The organism is Virgibacillus pantothenticus, from assembly GCF_018075365.1.
In the GTDB taxonomy this organism is placed as follows: domain Bacteria; phylum Bacillota; class Bacilli; order Bacillales; family Amphibacillaceae; genus Virgibacillus; species Virgibacillus pantothenticus.
In genome coordinates, this window is sequence record NZ_CP073011.1 from 1,279,857 (window position 1) to 1,297,593 (window position 17,737).

Annotated in this window: 13 protein-coding genes, 2 pseudogenes and 1 other annotated feature; of the genes and pseudogenes, 8 read left to right on the plus strand and 7 right to left on the minus strand. The window is 38.2% G+C overall.

Annotated features, from left to right (window positions below; all coding sequences use genetic code 11):
* Positions 1-105: 105 nt before the first annotated feature.
* Positions 106-2,238, minus strand: a complete 2,133-nt coding sequence (gene pilM, locus KBP50_RS06000; protein WP_050353399.1) for a pilus assembly protein PilM — start codon at positions 2,236-2,238, stop codon at positions 106-108.
* Positions 2,239-2,444: 206 nt separating this feature from the next.
* Between pilM and KBP50_RS06005 the strand changes: the two genes are divergently transcribed.
* The 4 genes from KBP50_RS06005 to motS all read left to right on the plus strand — a co-directional run bounded on the left by KBP50_RS06005 (position 2,445) and on the right by motS (position 6,465).
* Positions 2,445-3,515, plus strand: coding sequence for a bifunctional 3-deoxy-7-phosphoheptulonate synthase/chorismate mutase (locus KBP50_RS06005; RefSeq protein ID WP_050353398.1), 1,071 nt, complete (start codon positions 2,445-2,447; stop codon positions 3,513-3,515).
* Positions 3,516-3,834: 319 nt separating this feature from the next.
* Complete coding sequence (ccpA, locus tag KBP50_RS06010) at positions 3,835-4,785, plus strand: catabolite control protein A (protein ID WP_050353571.1); 951 nt, start codon at positions 3,835-3,837, stop codon at positions 4,783-4,785.
* Between the two features lie 59 nt (positions 4,786-4,844).
* Positions 4,845-5,672 carry a flagellar motor protein MotP gene (motP, locus tag KBP50_RS06015; RefSeq protein WP_050353397.1) on the plus strand — a complete coding sequence of 276 codons (828 nt, stop codon included), beginning with the start codon at positions 4,845-4,847 and terminating at the stop codon, positions 5,670-5,672.
* On the plus strand, positions 5,662-6,465 hold the full coding sequence (motS, locus tag KBP50_RS06020) for a flagellar motor protein MotS (protein WP_050353396.1): 804 nt from the start codon (positions 5,662-5,664) through the stop codon (positions 6,463-6,465). Before motP ends, motS begins: the two co-directional genes overlap by 11 nt.
* A 77-nt stretch (positions 6,466-6,542) precedes the next feature.
* On the opposite strand, the gene KBP50_RS06025 is transcribed toward motS, so the two are convergent.
* The 4 genes from KBP50_RS06025 to KBP50_RS06040 all read right to left on the minus strand — a co-directional run bounded on the left by KBP50_RS06025 (position 6,543) and on the right by KBP50_RS06040 (position 12,417).
* Positions 6,543-7,712: an acetoin utilization protein AcuC gene (locus KBP50_RS06025; protein WP_050353395.1), complete on the minus strand. Its 1,170-nt coding sequence runs from the start codon at positions 7,710-7,712 to the stop codon at positions 6,543-6,545.
* Entirely contained in the window at positions 7,709-8,362 is a 654-nt protein-coding gene (locus KBP50_RS06030) for an acetoin utilization AcuB family protein (RefSeq protein ID WP_050353394.1), read from the minus strand. Before KBP50_RS06030 ends, KBP50_RS06025 begins: the two co-directional genes overlap by 4 nt.
* Positions 8,362-9,015, minus strand: coding sequence for a GNAT family N-acetyltransferase (locus tag KBP50_RS06035; protein ID WP_050353393.1), 654 nt, complete (start codon positions 9,013-9,015; stop codon positions 8,362-8,364). Before KBP50_RS06035 ends, KBP50_RS06030 begins: the two co-directional genes overlap by 1 nt.
* A 321-nt stretch (positions 9,016-9,336) precedes the next feature.
* Positions 9,337-12,417 carry a transglycosylase domain-containing protein gene (locus tag KBP50_RS06040; RefSeq protein ID WP_050353392.1) on the minus strand — a complete coding sequence of 1,027 codons (3,081 nt, stop codon included), beginning with the start codon at positions 12,415-12,417 and terminating at the stop codon, positions 9,337-9,339.
* Positions 12,418-12,533: 116 nt separating this feature from the next.
* Positions 12,534-12,769, plus strand: a binding site (T-box leader).
* A gap of 453 nt (positions 12,770-13,222) precedes the next feature.
* On the opposite strand from KBP50_RS06040, the gene ltrA reads away from it, so the two are divergent.
* From ltrA to KBP50_RS22750, 3 genes and pseudogenes are all read left to right on the plus strand, one after another.
* Positions 13,223-14,500: a group II intron reverse transcriptase/maturase gene (gene ltrA, locus KBP50_RS06050; protein ID WP_244969447.1), complete on the plus strand. Its 1,278-nt coding sequence runs from the start codon at positions 13,223-13,225 to the stop codon at positions 14,498-14,500.
* A 438-nt stretch (positions 14,501-14,938) separates the two neighbouring features.
* Positions 14,939-15,109, plus strand: a pseudogene (locus KBP50_RS06055) (S4 domain-containing protein); the annotation flags it as partial.
* A 261-nt stretch (positions 15,110-15,370) separates the two neighbouring features.
* A pseudogene (locus tag KBP50_RS22750) lies at positions 15,371-15,568 on the plus strand (YxeA family protein); the annotation flags it as partial.
* Positions 15,569-15,672: 104 nt separating this feature from the next.
* Here the strand turns inward: KBP50_RS22750 and KBP50_RS06065 are convergent.
* Positions 15,673-16,104 (minus strand): DUF4064 domain-containing protein, encoded by a 432-nt coding sequence (locus KBP50_RS06065; RefSeq protein ID WP_050353391.1) that lies wholly within the window; start codon positions 16,102-16,104, stop codon positions 15,673-15,675.
* A 446-nt stretch (positions 16,105-16,550) separates the two neighbouring features.
* Here KBP50_RS06065 and KBP50_RS22055 point away from each other — a divergent pair, with 446 nt between their 5' ends.
* Complete coding sequence (locus KBP50_RS22055) at positions 16,551-16,742, plus strand: DNA/RNA non-specific endonuclease (protein WP_050353390.1); 192 nt, start codon at positions 16,551-16,553, stop codon at positions 16,740-16,742.
* Positions 16,743-17,133: 391 nt separating this feature from the next.
* Here the strand turns inward: KBP50_RS22055 and rpsD are convergent, their stop codons facing one another.
* On the minus strand, positions 17,134-17,736 hold the full coding sequence (rpsD, locus tag KBP50_RS06075; protein WP_050353389.1) for a 30S ribosomal protein S4: 603 nt from the start codon (positions 17,734-17,736) through the stop codon (positions 17,134-17,136).
* Between the last annotated feature and the right edge of the window lies 1 nt (position 17,737).

Here is a 17,737-nt window from a genome sequence, read left to right on the forward strand (position 1 = left end):
ACCCCCACTGGTGGAAGATTCACTTTATCGAAATATGGCCGCAAGCCTCTTCATAGATTAGTATATTCCCACTAGTGCTGTGAGCCTTTCTAACTATATGCGTTGCTAATCCTGCCAAACAATCTCTAGTTCATCACCAGCTTGAATGGACTCGTGAAACTGGGCAGGTTGCTTATTTTTATATACATAAAATTTTCCACTTGCCGTGGATAGTTCTAAATCAACGTATTGAAATACATCTTGAAAAATAAAGGTGCTATTTTGGTTTGCTTCTATTTGCAGTTGATCTTCCAGATATAATAAACTCGTTTCCTCTAATAATTCTTGATTACGTTTCACCTTATATTTTGGCTGCTTTAATTCTATCGCTTTCCCGTTAAAAAACACCGTCATTGTCAGCCAAAAGTCCATTCCTTCTTGAAAGAATAAATCGTTTACGTTCGGCTGTTTTGCTTGCTTTATTTGTATATGATCCCCATGGTGAAGCACCTGCTTTGGTTCAGCCCTTTTTTGGTTCACATAAAATTGTGTTTCTCCCATGTTTAGTTGAATTTGTTTTCCATTAACAAATACAAGGAATGGCTCGGGTTTATCATATTTGGTACTGGAAATATGTTTCATTATATCTTCTAAATGCTTTGGTTGATGCCATTCAATCACATCTTTATCTTTTACGAGATAATTTTTATCTGCTGGCTGTTGATTGACGAAAAAAGCTGGATAAATGATATGACGTTGGTTCTCAAACCAAATGGTCATTGGAGTTATTTCACCAAATAGCTCATTAATCGTAATTGCTGCAGCCTCTCCATTTTTGCCCTTCTTAATTTGCAAATGGTCGCCATTTTTTATGCGTGCTTTTACAGAAGTTGGTTCCCCATTGAGCATGATTTGAGGCGGCTCTCCAAATTCTCCTGGCAATGTTACTTCTTTGCCATTTACAGTAATAATAGAAGCAGCTCCAGGCTTGCCATACCATTTTGAAATATCTATACCGGTTTGAATAAGACAATCTCCAACTATCAATGTACGCATTTCAAATAATCTTAAAGTGTGTTCATTAATAGAGACGCTAATATAATGAACAGGATTACGCTTTGCAGCAATGGCAATTCCAATCGGTGTAACGAAGTCAGGACGTACCGGCAGCTTCTCCCTAAAAGAAAGCTGTTTAATGGCACTGACATCTCGTACAGCTACTCTATTTTCAGGAAGCTGTAGTTTATTAGCAATCGCTGTTGTTATCATTGGTGTTAAGCTTCCGCCTCCCACTAGCATCACAGCTCTTGGCGGTTTTGTATTTAATTTTAAAATTTCCTCAGCTACTTGGGAGGCTAGCAGATCAATAGCCGGGGCTATGTCTTTTGTTAACTGCTCATAAGCTATCGTGGTTTCAAAGCCAAGAATGTCTTCCAGCTTTACTTCTCCTTGTTCCACAATGGCTCTTTTTGCTTCTTCGGCATTTGGAAAGTCTAATAAGTATGTATCACTAATTGCTTCCGTAATTTCATCCCCAGCAATAGGAACCATTCCATATGCTACCACTGTCCCTTGATTAGTAATCGCGATATCACTTGTTCCTGCGCCTATATCCACTAAAGCAACATTGAGTCTCCGCATCGATTCTGGAATAAGTACCTCAATTGCTGCGATTGGCTCCAAAGTCAATGCTTCCATTTCAAGCCCAGCTCTGGATAATGCTGCTAATAACGATTCAATAACAACTTTAGGTAAAAATGTAGCAATAATTCGAGCGCTCACATCTTCCCCTTGCTGGTCAATCAGTGAGCCAATCTCCTGCTGATCGACATAATAATGGAGGACAGAATAACTAACACAGTAATAAGGTGTTACATTTTCCTCTCCCTCTTGTTGACTTACTTTTTCTAAAGCATTTTGCACCGCACTTAGCTCTAAATGTTGAACCATTTCAGGATTAGTAATGGATTTGTTTTGTAAGTGTAAAGAAGCAGATCCCTCCATTGTAATTAATGCTCGTCCGGCAGCGGCGACACAGACGCTTTTTAACGGACCATGTGATTGTTCGATTGTTGCTTTAACTTGTTTAATCGTCTCAGAAACGGCGATTACATCATGAATTTGACCATCACGCATGGAACGGTCTTGATGCTCCAGCATACAGTAGTCTACTACTTCAAATCCTTCCTGCTGTTGGTTTAAAATGATACCTGTAACAGAGCGCGTACCGATATCTAAAGCAAATACTCGTTCTTTCATAAAACATAATCCTTTCATATTAATAATAGGCAAATTTATATATTTGAGTAAGAATGCAAACGTATATGTTTTGCGCGACTAAATAGGATTAGCGTAATGAATACGGTTAATTATACATGAATTTAAAAAATTTATCGACAAAGGGTATATAATTAGCTATAATATTCACTAATTATTAAAAAACCTGAGCATAGGGGGAGTAGAAGATGAATGAATTAGACCAAGTTAGAGATAGGTTAGACAAAGTAAACCTAGAGATATTGGAATTAATTAATGAACGAGCTAAATTAGTTCAGCAAATTGGGGACATCAAAGCAAAGCAAAGTATGAAGCGATTTGACCCTGTGCGAGAAAGAGATATGTTAGATAAAATCACTTCCAGTAACGATGGTCCATTCGAAAATGCAACCATTGAGCATATTTTTAAGGAAATTTTTAAAGCTAGCTTAGAATTGCAGGAAGATGACCACCGTAAAGCATTGCTCGTGTCACGAAAGAAGAAACCTGAAAATACCGTTATTCATATTAATGGTGCAAGTATTGGGGATGGGAACGTTCATTTTGTTATGGGACCTTGTGCTGTCGAAGGATATAAGCAGGTAGCAACAGTTGCCAAAGCGATTAAACAACACGGAGTGAAGCTATTGCGTGGGGGTGCATTCAAACCAAGAACTTCGCCTTACGATTTCCAAGGGTTAGGAGTTGAAGGGTTAGAAATTCTAAAAAAGGCTGCTGTAGAGCATGATTTAGCAGTGGTAAGCGAGATAGTAAACCCGGCACATATCGAAGAGGCGCTCGATTATCTGGATGTAATTCAAATTGGAGCTAGAAATATGCAAAACTTCGAATTGCTTAAGGCTGCTGGTGATGTGAATAAACCTGTTCTTTTAAAGCGTGGTTTATCCGCAACTATTTCTGAATTCATTAATGCTGCTGAGTATATTATGTCGCGTGGCAACGCTAATATCATTTTATGCGAACGGGGAATTCGAACATACGAAAAAGCAACCAGAAATACCCTTGATATTTCAGCTGTTCCTATCTTAAAACAAGAGACGCACTTACCTGTAATGGTTGATGTCACTCACTCCACAGGACGAAGAGATTTATTGCTGCCAACCGCAAAAGCAGCTATTGCCATTGGAGCAGACGGTGTGATGGCAGAAGTACATCCAGATCCTGCTGTTGCATTGTCAGATTCTGCACAGCAAATGGATATTCCTACGTTCCATCATTTCATGGAAGAAATGGAGGATATGGCAGAACGGATGAAATAAAAACGATAAAAGTTGAAACAAAAGTTGGTAAATATGAAAAGATTGTGTATAATAATAAGAGTATCAAGTTTACTCAAACAAAATGCAACTAGATAACTACAATCTTAGAGGCTTGACACTTGCCTTTCTTCTTAATAACCGATATTATAGGGTGAATAAAAGCGGTTGAAGGATAATTAGGAGCCTTCAACCTTTTTTGCTTTGAAAAATTTTTCATAGTAGAGTATGATAAAGAAAAAAGAGAACGATATTGTATAGGAGGAAAATAACATTGAGTAATATAACCATATATGATGTGGCAAGAGAAGCAAATGTTTCAATGGCTACGGTTTCTCGTGTCGTAAACGGAAACCCAAATGTGAAGCCAACAACAAGGAAGAAGGTACTGGCTACAATTGAGCGCTTAGGTTACCGTCCAAATGCTGTTGCAAGAGGTTTGGCAAGTAAGAAAACAACGACTGTCGGAGCGATTATTCCAGATATATCAAGCATTTTCTTTGCAGAACTTGCAAGAGGTATTGAAGATATCGCTACAATGTATAAGTATAATATGATTTTAAGTAACTCTGATCAAAATGAAGACAAAGAAGTTCAATTAATTAATACGATGTTGGAAAAGCAAGTAGATGGAATCATTTTTATGGGGGGAAATATTTCAGAGCAGCATGTACAGCAATTCAAGAGCTCTTCCGTGCCTGTGGTGCTAGCAGCAACATATGATGAAAACAATGAAATCCCTTCTGTGAACATTGATTATGAACAAGCAGCCTTTGAAGCTACTCAGTTTCTAATTGAACAAAATAAAGCAGTTCCTGCATTAGTTTCTGGGTTAGAAGAAACGCATATCAACCAGCTGAAATATAAAGGCTATGCCAGAGCTTTAAATGAGGCAGGACTTTCTGTAGATGAATCACTAATAGTAAAAGGAGATTACTCCTATAGTTCAGGAATTGAAGCTGTAAATCAATTATTAGAAGAAAATAAAAAACCAGAAGCTATTTTTGTCGCCTCAGATGAAATGGCCCTTGGTGTTATTCATGGAATTCAGGACAAAGGTTATCGTGTTCCAGACGATATAGAAGTGTTTGGATTTGATAATACACGATTAGCTACAATGGTTCGCCCAACTTTATCTACCATTGTGCAACCAATGTATGATATTGGTGCTGTCTCAATGCGCTTATTAACAAAGTACATGAACAAAGAAGAAGTTCAAGATCAAAAAGTCGTACTTCCTCATCGAATTGAAAAAAGAAACTCAACAAAGTAAGATGGGGTGCCGATATAGTGGATAGAGAGATTCAACTTCTATTCTGAGGAGAGAGAACGATGAGAAAACGAGATATATTAACTCCGTTCGGCATCACCATGGGTTTTATAATGATTATGTTGGCGATAGTTTCCAAAAATGGTACTTCTGAAGGGGCAGGTTTGTTTCTGGACATTTCCTCCATCTTTATTGTAATCGGAGGACTAATTGCTTCGATGTTGATAACGTTTAAGTTTGAACAGATCAAACTGACAAGAAAAGTATTGAGTGAAGCTTTTCATAAAAATGACCAACAGCTGCCGCAACTGATTGCATTATTTGTTCATTTATCTGAAAGAGCTAGGCGAGAGGGGCTTCTAGCTTTAGAAAATGAACTAGAGGAAGTAGAAGATCCATTTATAAAAAAAGGCATTTTGCTTGCAGTAGATGGAATTGAGCCTGAGGTTATCAAGGATATTCTAGAGGCTGAAATTATTGCTGTAGAGGATCGGCATTATCAGGGAAGGGCATTACTTGAAAAGGCAGGAGAGTATGCCCCTTCTTGGGGAATGATTGGTACACTTGTTGGTCTTGTGCTTATGCTCAATAGTCTTCAAGACCCAGCTGGACTTGGACCAAGTATGGCTGTAGCTTTACTAACAACACTATATGGAACAGTGCTTGCTAATTTAGTCTTTATTCCAATGGCTAGTAAATTAGAAAGTAAGACGGAAGAAGAAGTGTTTATGAAGCAAATCATTATCGAAGGTGTTATTGGTGTTCAATCTGGCCAGAATCCGAGAATATTGGAAGAGAAATTAAGTGCTTTCTTATCTAATGAAGAAAGAGCAAAACAACTTGAAGAGCAACCTGCAGATTTCATGGAGGAGAGCGTTCATGAAGCGTAGGCAAATCAGAAGGTCAAGTAATAAAGGAGCCCCGAAATGGATGGTTACCTATTCGGATATGGTCACGCTTATTTTAGTGTTTTTTGTACTGCTTTTTTCCATGTCGCAGATTGATTTGGTTAAGTTTGAAGCCATTTCAGAATCATTTCGTAATCGGATGATTTTTGATTTTTATCCTTCTGCTATTCCAATGGATAACCCGACAGAACAATCCAGTCATAAAGAAAATGCGGAGCAATCCAATGAATTTGATTCTCCAACACAGCTTCCTGATACGACAGATAAAGATGTACAAGGAGATGGTGATGCTTCATCTTTAGATCAACTGTTGCAGGAAGTGGAAACATACTTGGATGAGAATGATTTAAATAATGTAATAACTGCTACAAGGACAGATCAAGGTGTGGAACTTGTCTTACAAGATAGTATTTTATTTCCCACAGGTGAAGCAGTTATTTTGGAATCTGGAAAACCATTTTTAAATAAGGTCAGTTCGTTATTACATAATATTCCCAACCCGGTGCATGTAGAAGGTCATACAGATAGCAGGCCGATATCTAATTATAGATATCCCTCTAACTGGGAATTGTCAGGTGCAAGAGCTGGTAGTGTTATTCGTTATTTATTGAATGAAAATCACTTTGATAAATCTCGTTTTTCTTCAGTTGGTTATGCGGATACACAACCAATTGCGCCAAATACGTCACCTGCTAACTGGAGTAAAAATCGACGCGTAGAAATTGTGATTTTGGAAAATAAGTCAGCAAATAACCAAGCAGGAGAGGCTAAATAATAGTCTCTCTTGCTTGGTTATTTTTTCATTAGTGCAATTTACCTTTCATTTAAGTAGTTTCCCATATAGACGCCTTTTTAAGTCTGATTAGATGGTGTGACGGTATATTTTAATAGTTGCTGTAATGCAAGACTGTTTTTTTCAGATATTTCTTCTCTCCTAGGAATTACAGGCACAATCGAAGGATCATCTTCCCAATGAGTGGGAAGGCGAACAGGACTTTCCTTTTGGTACTTATCCAACCAAGCTGCTGGCAATTCTCCACTTAGTGGCTGTCCTTGATACATGACATTCCAAATTTGCGCCCAGGCTCGAGGAACAACTCGCCACATATCATAGCCACCTCCACCAAGTGCAACCCATTTACCATTGCAATATTCATGTGCCAATTTATGCGCCAATAAGGGAATCTGCTCGTAAATCTTCATAGTACTGCATAAATGTGTTAACGGATCATAGCAATGCGCATCGGCTCCGTTTTGAGTAACAATGATATCTGGTTTAAAAAACGCTGCAATTTTTGTTAGCGCAGTTGTATATGCATCCAAAAATGAGTCATCTTCTGTGAATGCGTCGATAGGAAGATTAAAGGTATACCCATGTCCTTCCTTAATGCCACGTTCATTGACGTTACCTGTACCAGGAAATAAATACCTGCCTGTTTCATGAATAGAAAATGTACACACATTTGGGTCGTCATAGAAAGCCCACTGTACGCCATCTCCATGATGCGCGTCTGTATCTACATAGAGAACTCGTAAGTTATACGCTTCTCTTATATAACGAATAGCAATGGCTCCATCATTGTATATACAGAAACCAGAAGCCTTCCGTTTAAAGCCATGATGCAGTCCTCCGCCAAGATTTAGTGCATGGGTAGCTCGCCCTGATAACACTTCATCGACAGCTGCTAAGGACCCGCCTACGAGGTACGATGAGGCCTCATGCATACCTGAGAATATTGGTGTATCTTCTGTGCCAAGCCCATATTCAACAGCAGTTTGTTCTGGTAACATATATTTACTTGCTTGCTTAACAGCTTCTACATATGCATGATCATGAAATAATTTAATTTCTGTTTCGGTAGCTTTTCTTGGAGGAATAATATTATTTTCGATGAGCGTGCCTGCTTGCTTCAGTAATTCAGTTGCCAATAGTACTCGTTTTTGGTTAAAAGGATGATCTTCATGAAAATGGTAATGCAACAAGTCTGTAGAAAACACATATTTAGCATTACATGGGCTCATTTTAGTGGCCCCGCTGTGTGGTTAGGTGCAAGCAATTCGTAACCGGCTTCACGAAGATCTTCGATGACGGGGAGTGGGTTCATAGTTTGTATTCGAAAGACCAAAATTTTATATTCTGGATCATCTTTAGATGGATATACGAGTACGGAGACAATATTCGTTTTACGTTTGCCAAAGATAGCAGTTACTTCAGGTAAAATTCCAGGCCGGTGGGGTACTTTTATCTCAATATGAGACCCTTGCACATGTGTGCCCGTTAACTGAATCATGGTGTAAAGCATATCTTTTTCAGTTACAATTCCAACAAGACGATTTCCTTCCCTAACTACTGGTAAACAAGCAATTTCTTTATCATAAAAAATTTTTGCTATTTCTTCCACAAAATCTAATGGGTGAATGGTTATAACTGGATGGCTCATAATAGATTGAATTTCATGCTGTAAATTGTTTGAGCCCTCATCCGATTCAAAAATCGAAGGGCTTGCATCACGAACATCTCGATCTGATACGATGCCAATAACGTGATTTTCCTTATCAATAATTGGAATGTGGCGTATTTTATGTTGGTTTAATAAATCCAGCGCCTGCTGAATCGTTGCCGTCGGAGGTAATGTAATTACCTCCGTTTTCATAATTTCTTCGACAAGCATTATAATCCCTCCCGCATAGTTCGATATTTATGCCGTTGCAGAAAGCGCAACGCATCAAAACGTTTGATAGATTCTTCAGATACGTTTTTACCAATTCGTACCATCAGACAATTAGCCGGATGGGAGATGATTTCCGGATCATCTGTTGGGGCTGGGAGTAATCCGCCAGCAGCCATCATTTTTTCCATTACTTTTCGGTAATCCCAAATACTTAATTTTGTTCCATGTAAATCCCAATGCCAATAATATTCTGTAGAAATAATAATATAGTTTTCCATAAATTCATCCATCATGGATACTTCGAGTAGCCCTGAAGCAATCCGTTCACCACGAAAGGCGGGAATGACTTCAATCGCACCAAGTTCAATTAACTCTTCCATTTCAAATTCAGACCAACGCTCTAAAGGGTCTGGATGCAGATAAGTTACATATCCAATGATGGTATCACTCGTTCTTGCTACTATAATCCGTCCTTCAGGAAAAGTAGAAATATTCAAAATCGCTTCAAATTGTTTTGGTGCAGGTCGAAATGCAATTAAATCCTTATGGAACTTGTATTGCTGTAATTCTTCTGCTTCTAATGGTCCCTCAATGGTGATTGTTTCTGTGGATGTCTCTCTTGTTAGTGCATAGTGCTTTTTTTCATGTTTCATTGGCCCACCACCTAATTAAATAATACGCTTACATAGTATTATACAACATTACGATCTGAATTTTTAGTAAGATTCATGAACGATTTCTAAACATTACTTGGAGAATGATATTAAATTAACGTATTTCTATAAAATTACAATGGAGTTTGCAAGGAGGTAAGATCGTCGGACCAGCTTTTAACCTAAACTATTCGTACAGCGTTCATAAAAAGGTGGAGGTTAGGTAAAAAAGATCCCGTACCTTGAGAAAGGGTACAGGATCTTTGATGTTTCGTTATTCCATCAGGATAAATGTAGATGTTACAAACGTTGCAGGAAAGCTTATTCTGCTTCCTCATCCTCATTTTTAGCATCAGTTTCAGTTTCAGGAGTTTCAGGAGTTTCAGGAGTTTCAGGAGTTTCTGTTTCTTTGCCGCCTTCATCCTCTTTTTCTTTTACTTTATCTTTATCCTCTTTTTTATCTGCTCTTTCATCTTGCTGTTCTTGCTCCTTGTTTGAAGGTTCATTAGACGGCTGCTCTACTTTCCTAGCTTTATCCTTCATCGGTGTTTCAGGCTCTTTTTTTGGAGTACCACCAACGATTAATTGTGTTGAAGCTGCTGACTCCTCTCCGAAATAGTCAACTGCTTTCACATAATAACGGGCATTCCCACCGCTAATACCGAATGAAGTAGATGTTGTATGACCGATCTGAGTAAAACTATTGCCAGGTCCAGTAGCACGATAAATGCGATAGCCAACAACATCCTTACTAGAAGATCTACTCCACGTTAAATTCCCGCCGCTTTTTGCTAATGATCCAGGAGCATTTGGGGCTTTACCGTCATTTTCAACAGCACTACCGGAACTGCTTGCAACACCACTAATTCGCTCCCATTTTTCACGATCGGTCCGTGGGAATAAGATGCTTAGATCACTTAATTTATCGTATCCTTTTCGTCTTAAAAATTCAGCGTTAAATGCTAAGCCGTTTCCAGTAGTAAATTCGCTTGGCGTCTTTGGTCCAGCGGGAACAGTTCTTCCGTTTACCACTACCATGCTACCGCCAGAGACAAGACTGTCATCCACTTTTGAAGGAACATATTTACTATTATATAAGTCGCTTCTGACCAGACCAGCTTTTTGACAAAGTTCTGATGGCAGTAAGCCTGATATAGCGCAATAGCTTCGTGATACAATCCCTTTTGGTCGCTTGAAGTTCTTAGATGGAGCGAGTAATTCTGGATTAATATCTGTTGCACTGTTGATTAATTCAGCCCATAATTTAATATTACGCTGTCCATAGCTTAACCCCATTCCTGCATTATTTAAAGGATATGGAGTTTTATATCCTATCCATGTGCCAAAGGTTACATTCGGATTAGTAGCAACGAACCAAGAATCCTTATAGTCTTGAGAAGTACCGGTTTTACCAGCCCAATCGACACCACGATATTTTAATTGTGAATTGGCATAAACTCCAGTTCCATTTCTAAGAACATCACGCATCATATCAACCATTAAATAAGTAGTTTGTGGAGAAAAGACATCGACAGCCTTTGATTTATGTTCGTAGATAACTTCTCCATCTTTGGTAGTTATTTTTTCAATCATATAGGCATCCGTAAATTTTCCGTTATTACCAAACGTCGCAAAGGCGTTCACATTTTCTTCTACCGAAACACCTTTATCCATGGATCCAATCGATAGGGAAGGGTGCGCATGGTCTCCTTCTGTTAATGACGTAAAGCCCATTTTTTCCAGATACTTCGAAGCGGGGTCTTTGTTCAGTATTTTTGAATATATTTCAGCTACAGGCAAGTTATATGACTTTGCCAAAGCCTCTCGGACAGAAACAAGTCCGTAATGTCCTCCGCCGTAATTCCCTGGTTTTCCAAATGCCCAACCGGGTACCTTTTTAGGGTAGTCGGCAATTACGCTTCCTGGTTGAATAACTCCTTCTTGCATGGCAGGCGCGTATACGAGTAATGGCTTCATCGTACTACCATTGGAGCGTTTTGCTTTAAATGCGTGATTTACATTATTGTCTTCATATCCACGTCCACCAACAAAACTTAGAATTTTTCCGGAGCTATTTTCAATTAAAATACTGCCTGTTTGCACTTTTTCTGTTGTTTCTTTCATTTCTCCGGTATCCGGATCTTTTATGGTGAACGTACGATCTGGGCCATAGTAAGCAAACGCTTTGGTGGCTTTTTGCATCGCATCATACATTTTTTTATCAATAGTTGTATGGATTTCATATCCATTATTCCGCAGATTACGTTTGGCGAGTTCCGCATACTCTGCTTGTAAATCAGCGTCGTTTTCTAAATCTTTTTCACTATACCCATCTTTTTTAGCCAACTGTTTCATTAAAATATTCTTTGCCCGATCTTCAATTTCAAAAGTTAAATATGGATATTTATCAATTGACGATGGGGAACCCTTCGTAAAGTCTTTCGTAATATCGTATGCTAACGCCTGTTTATATTCTTTTTCTGAAATATAGTCAGATTCGTACATACGCTTCAGAACAGATTTCATACGGTCGACCCCGTATTGCAGCAAGTCTTTATCTTTTAAAGTGCCGTCATTTTGAAAAGGTGTGTAAGCAGAAGGACTCTGTGGCAACCCAGCTAAGTATGCCGCTTGAGGAAGGTTGATTTCTTTTGCAGAAACACCAAATATGCCCTGTGCAGCAGTTTCTATCCCAGCAATATTATCCCCTGATGCATTTCTTCCATAAGGGACGACATTGAGATAAGCTTCTAAAATTTCATCCTTCTCAAAAAAGCGCTCTAGACGTAAAGCAAGTAATATTTCCTTAGCTTTTCGTTCAAAGGAAACTTCATCTGTTAAAATTTGGTTTTTAATAAGCTGTTGCGTTAGCGTACTCCCACCTGTTTTTGTATCTGTGTTTAATGCTTCTTGTAAAATAGCCCGAACAATAGCCTTCGGGACAATCCCTTTATGCTCTTGAAAATACTCATCTTCCGTTGCGATAACCGCATCAATTAACGTCGGTGAAATATTCTTTAACGTAGTTTCTTCTCGATATAAATCCGATTGCAATTCTCCCAAGTATATGTCATTAGCAAAATATAATTTCGATGTTTCTTCGTAATTATAGATATCCTGCTTCATCACTTCGTAAGAACGCACTGGCTCATCCTTGACAAGTGAAGCGAAATAGCCCGCACCTACACCGCCAACAAAAAAGATACCTACTAAACCAACAATAAGAAAAAATAGAATAATATTCCAAATTACATTGTAGGATATGCGTGAGGTACGCTGAATTTTTCCTGCATTCCATAGTTCTTTCCATTTTTCAAGGAACGGTTGAGAAGATGTACCCTTGTCATTCAAAGATGATTTCCATTTATTTATTAAAGCTCGAAGTTTTTGTTTCAAGTCCATGGTCTACCCTCCTAAATCCTTTCTTATTATAGCATATTCCTAGAGAAGGAAATAACAAAATTTTTCCTGCTATTGCTTTTTAAATTCATATGATATAGATATATACCAATACATAGCATATTGCAAAGAAGGAACGGAGTAGTTTTACAAATCCCTGTTAATAGAGAGCTGACGGTTAGTAAAAGTCAGTTATATTTGTAAAATGAATTACATTCTGGCGCAATTTCTTTATCGGATGATGAGTGATTGTCTTACTTTTGGTAAAGAAATGGTAACATTATCGTTAACAATACCGAGTTTAGCTTTAGCTGCAACAAGGGTGGTACCGCGTGTAAACTAACTCGTCCCTTTTTGTAGGGAGGAGTTTTTTGCGTGCGCCCTGCATGGGCGAAAACTTGGTGGTGAAAGTCCACTACAGGCTTGGCAGTAGGAACTGTTAGCGGAAGGCAAGGTGGCTATCGTGAGGTAGTGGCTGAAGGAAGCTGGACGCAAACTCCTGAACTGACGAACAGAAATTAGATAGAAGGCTGAATTAGGTCGGATAAATCTGCGCAACAAGATAAAGTCCAATACTGCCCGAAACCTATACAGTAAATCTAACAGTTACATGGGAGGAAAGTTTTCGCTCTTACCGGGGGAGGTCTTGTGAGGGTGCAGTGGGAGTTGAATGATAACGAATCAGCACAACCAAAGCGGGGACGTTTTGGTGAATCACAAGAAGTCAGCAGAGGTCATAGTAATGTTAACTGACGAAACATGAAGGACCGAACAATAGAAATTTTGAAAGCTCTAGGAGGTGTGGAAGGTGCGACAACTGCAGAAAACAGGAGAATCTGGCTATCGGCAGAGAGATAGTGTGGAACATGAAGGGTATGTCGAAGCGCATAGTACTTTTCATGGTGAACAGAACAATCAAAATGGTGTATCCAATCTGTTTGAAAGAATCCTATCAAGGAACAACTTAAATCAAGCTTACCTTCAAGTAGTCAGAAATAAGGGAGCAGCAGGGATCGACGGTATGACGTACGACCAGCTACTTCCATACTTGAAGGAACACAAGGAGGAACTATTAACCCAGTTACGTCAAGGAAAGTATAAACCGCAACCCGTTCTGCGGGTTGAAATTCCGAAACCAGATGGTGGAAAGAGGAAACTGGGGATTCCCACAGTCATCGATCGAATGCTTCAACAAGCTATCAACCAAGTGTTACAACCGATATTTGAACCAACGTTCTCCGATAATAGTTTTGGGTTTCGTCCAAAACGTAGTGCGCATCATGCCATCATACGGGCGAAATCGTACTACGAACAAGGGTACAAATATGTAGTGGACTTGGATATGAAATCCTACTTCGATACGGTAAATCATGACAAACTCATGTACTTCGTGGAAAAACAGATATCTGATAAGCGAGTGCTTCACTTGATAAGACGATACTTATTAAGTGGAATTATGATTAACGGTATCTTCGAAAAATCAGAACAAGGAACGCCGCAAGGCGGAAACCTATCTCCGTTACTCAGTAATATCTATTTAAATGAACTAGACCAACTATTGGAAAAGCGTGGTCATCGATTCGTTCGTTACGCAGATGATTGTAATATCTATGTGAAAAGTAGAAGAGCAGGATATCGAGTAATGGATAACATTACTACCTTTCTTGAGAGAGATTTGAGTCTAACCGTTAACCGAGAAAAGAGTGCGGTTGGAAGCCCTTTGAAACGGAAGTTTCTTGGCTTCTGTCTATTAGCCACGAAGAATGGGGTTAAAATTCGTCCTCATAACAAAGCGAAAGTGACCGTTCAAGAGAAACTCAAGCGAATCACCAAACGCAATCGTGGGCGGAATCTTGAAGTGATTCTAAAAGAAATCCAGCAACTTATGACAGGGTGGATAAATTACTATGGCATAGGGGAAATGAAAGGATTCATGAAGAATCTAAATGGATGGTTGAAGCGACGAATTAGACAATATATTTGGAAACAGTGGAAAAATCCACGTACGAAAAGAAAGAATCTAATTCATTTAGGCATCGATAAACGTAAAGCTTATGAATGGTCGAATACAAGAAAAGGTTACTGAACTATATCAAGTAGCTATGTACTCCATCGTTCATTGACAGATAAAGAACTGGCGTCGAGAGGATATAAAGACATCGCTCTTCAATACCAGTTCGTACACTCAAACTATTGAACCGCCGTATACGGAACCGTACGTACGTGGGGTGAGAGGGGCGAAAAGTTATTTAGCTTTTCCCTCTACTCGATTGTCTACGAACTGGAGTTCAGTTAAAGCTTACCGAATCTTTATCCCACTTTTGTTTGTTGAGAAAAAGGGGAAGGCGGTAATATTTTTCTGGGCTTCCACGTTGATTCACTTTGCAATTGTTTGTCAACGAATGGAAGTATCCATTTAATTGCTGGCATGACTGCATTAGGGAAGTCCTTTTCTGATTAAAAAGGAATAGATCAATTAGTCGAAAGCTAATGAAGCGGAGACAAAAGATAACGGCTTAGTTATTTATTAGTGCAAGCCAAAATCTCACCTTCAAAAAGACAAGCACGAGAAGATATTGCCAATGGAGCAATTTATATTAATGGAGAATGTTAACAGGGATACGTAATATAGACTGAGGAAACTTTTACAGTAATCTGTAGAGGGAAGAAAAAGTTCTTTTTAATCTCGTTTTAAAGGCTTATGAAAGTGCAGGTAGCTTCATGCTTCCTGTGCTTTTTATATTTTGCAACTAACTGATAATAAGCCTCCAACACAAGATGCAAGTAAGGAACATATGCGGAGAATCCCTTTGGTTCAGTAGCGAAGATAAAAACTTCCCTATGTGAAGTTTCATTTTATTGTAAAGGAACCTATAAAATGATGTGCTTGTGGAAAACGAAATAACCGACTAGTCATGTCCGGCGCACGCGCCCAGCAACTAAATTAGGTAAGGAGCTTGATACAGGAGATTATGAATATAGCTTAAATGGTTATGATAAATCTGGAGAAAAACATGAAGTAACTTTTACGGCTAGCAAGCAACTGAGGGAAACGGCTTATTTGAAAATTTTAACAAAGCGAATCTATGTTGACTCTTGGGAAGAAGTGCAGTTTGAGGAACTGCCAAGTAAGGTGCGAGAGAAATTTAAATAAGTTTATATGAAAAAATAGCGAGCGGTAACCATTCAATTGGTGTACCGCCCGTATTCTTGTTAAACCTAATGTGGTTTTTTAAGAATGATTAAGCTAATTATAAGTTATTCAATCATTTTTTTCGGTCTACGAACTAAAGCGACAATACCTGCAATTAAGTATGCGGCTCCACCGATAATTCCAAAGAAAAGACTGGCAATTGTACCAACGATGGCGGTAACAATTAATAGTATTCCTGCAGCTTTTGGTTTTTTGTCCCCTTTTAAGAAAAATAAGGCAAGAACACCTAACACTAGATTAATTAGAAATACAAAAAACAGGTAGTTTGTTCCTGTTTCAATTACAGTTTCAAACTCTTGTTCACTAAACTCTTCCACTCCAGGTTGCGAAGTCTGTTCCTGAAGCTGCACAAATTTTTTTGCCATCGTTTCTATCTTTGCATTATCAGTAAATGCAACTACCCCAACACTAATCGACATGAGTAAGAAAACAAGTAATCCAATTACAGTAAAAATCATTTCAACCGTACGTTTCACCTTCATACCTCCAAGAAAAAAAGTTTATGTTCAGCTATCCAAGAAAAAGCACAAGTAATTCGTTTTACAAAAATGTTTTTATCGTGAGTTTATGTATATGGATAGACGAATCATGTTAATAAAATATCATATTCTACCATGTAACGCCATTAAAATTGCGTTAATTTGTTGTTAATGTGTCTTTTTTTCAAAGCGGAGAGGGGAAATATAAATACGCCCTCTATTTTTTATAATTTGATTTGTCTCTTTTTGTTTGAAATAAAGTATTATTTTAAGCTAGGCTAGCTCTTGTCTGCTTTAAATAAACTTCACTAATACTAGCGGTCGAAATCCGAAAAGTAATGCAATATCATGTATTTCATTATACGTTCATTTATAAAGAAAAAGCCTTGAAATGTTGATATATCAACATTTTTAAGGAATTGAATTAATTCCAAAACAAAAAAGTGATAAAGGTAAATTGTTGGTTAGCGGTCGATATAGATGATTATTTACCTGATGATGAAGGCGGTCATTTAATTGCGAGAATCTTCAAAGGTTCTGGAGATCTTGATAACCTTGTTCCGATGAATGGAAATTTAATTGGAAAAAGCTTGAGAATACGTGGGGGGTATGCCCTTAACTTGGTGATGAAGTAAAGGTGAAGATAACACCAAACTATAAAGATAATTCACAACGTCCAGCATTATGCCTAAAAGTAATTCTGGAAAAAATATTTAGAGGAATATCTCTCCAAACACTAGATTTTTTTCACTCTAACACTTGGATATAAATGCTAATTTAAGTATGTACAAAAATGCTCGTTTAACCGTGATAAAAAAGAGAAGGCATAAAGACCTTCTCTTTTTCAATCATTTAATATAGAATAAACGCCTGTCCGCGCTTGCTTAAAATCCTCCCCCAAAACCTCCCCCAGATGAATGGGGGAGTATACATTATTTTACGAAGCATAAAAACAGAAAACCCCAGAACGCTTGATATGGCAAGCTTTCTAGGGTTTTTAAAACTGTTAAAAAATATACTCTAAAGTTAACGTGAGTAGAACTCAACGATTAACGATTCGTTAATTTCTGCAGGTAATTCTTCACGTTCTGCATAACGTGTAAAAGTACCTTCTAATTTTTCTTCGTCTAGAGATAAATAATCAGGAACGAAGTTGTTTACTTCAATAGCCTCTTTTACGATATCTAGATTTTTAGATTTTTCACGTAAACCGATAACTTGACCAGGTTTAACCATGTAAGATGGAATATCTACACGAGAACCATCAACTGTAATGTGACCATGGTTAACAAGCTGGCGAGCTTGTCTGCGAGTGCGGGCAAAACCTAAGCGGTAAACAAGATTATCAAGGCGAGAATCAAGCAATAGCATGAAGTTTTCACCGTGAACACCTTTCATTTTACCTGCTTTGTTAAACAATGTGCGGAATTGACGTTCATTTAAACCATACATGAAACGTAGTTTTTGCTTTTCTTGTTGTTGTAAACCATATTCAGACATTTTCTTACGTTGATTCGGTCCATGTTGACCTGGTGCGTAAGGGCGTTTATCTAATTCCTTACCTGTTCCTGTTAATGAAATGCCAAGACGACGTGATTTTTTCCATACTGGTCCAGTATAGCGAGCCATA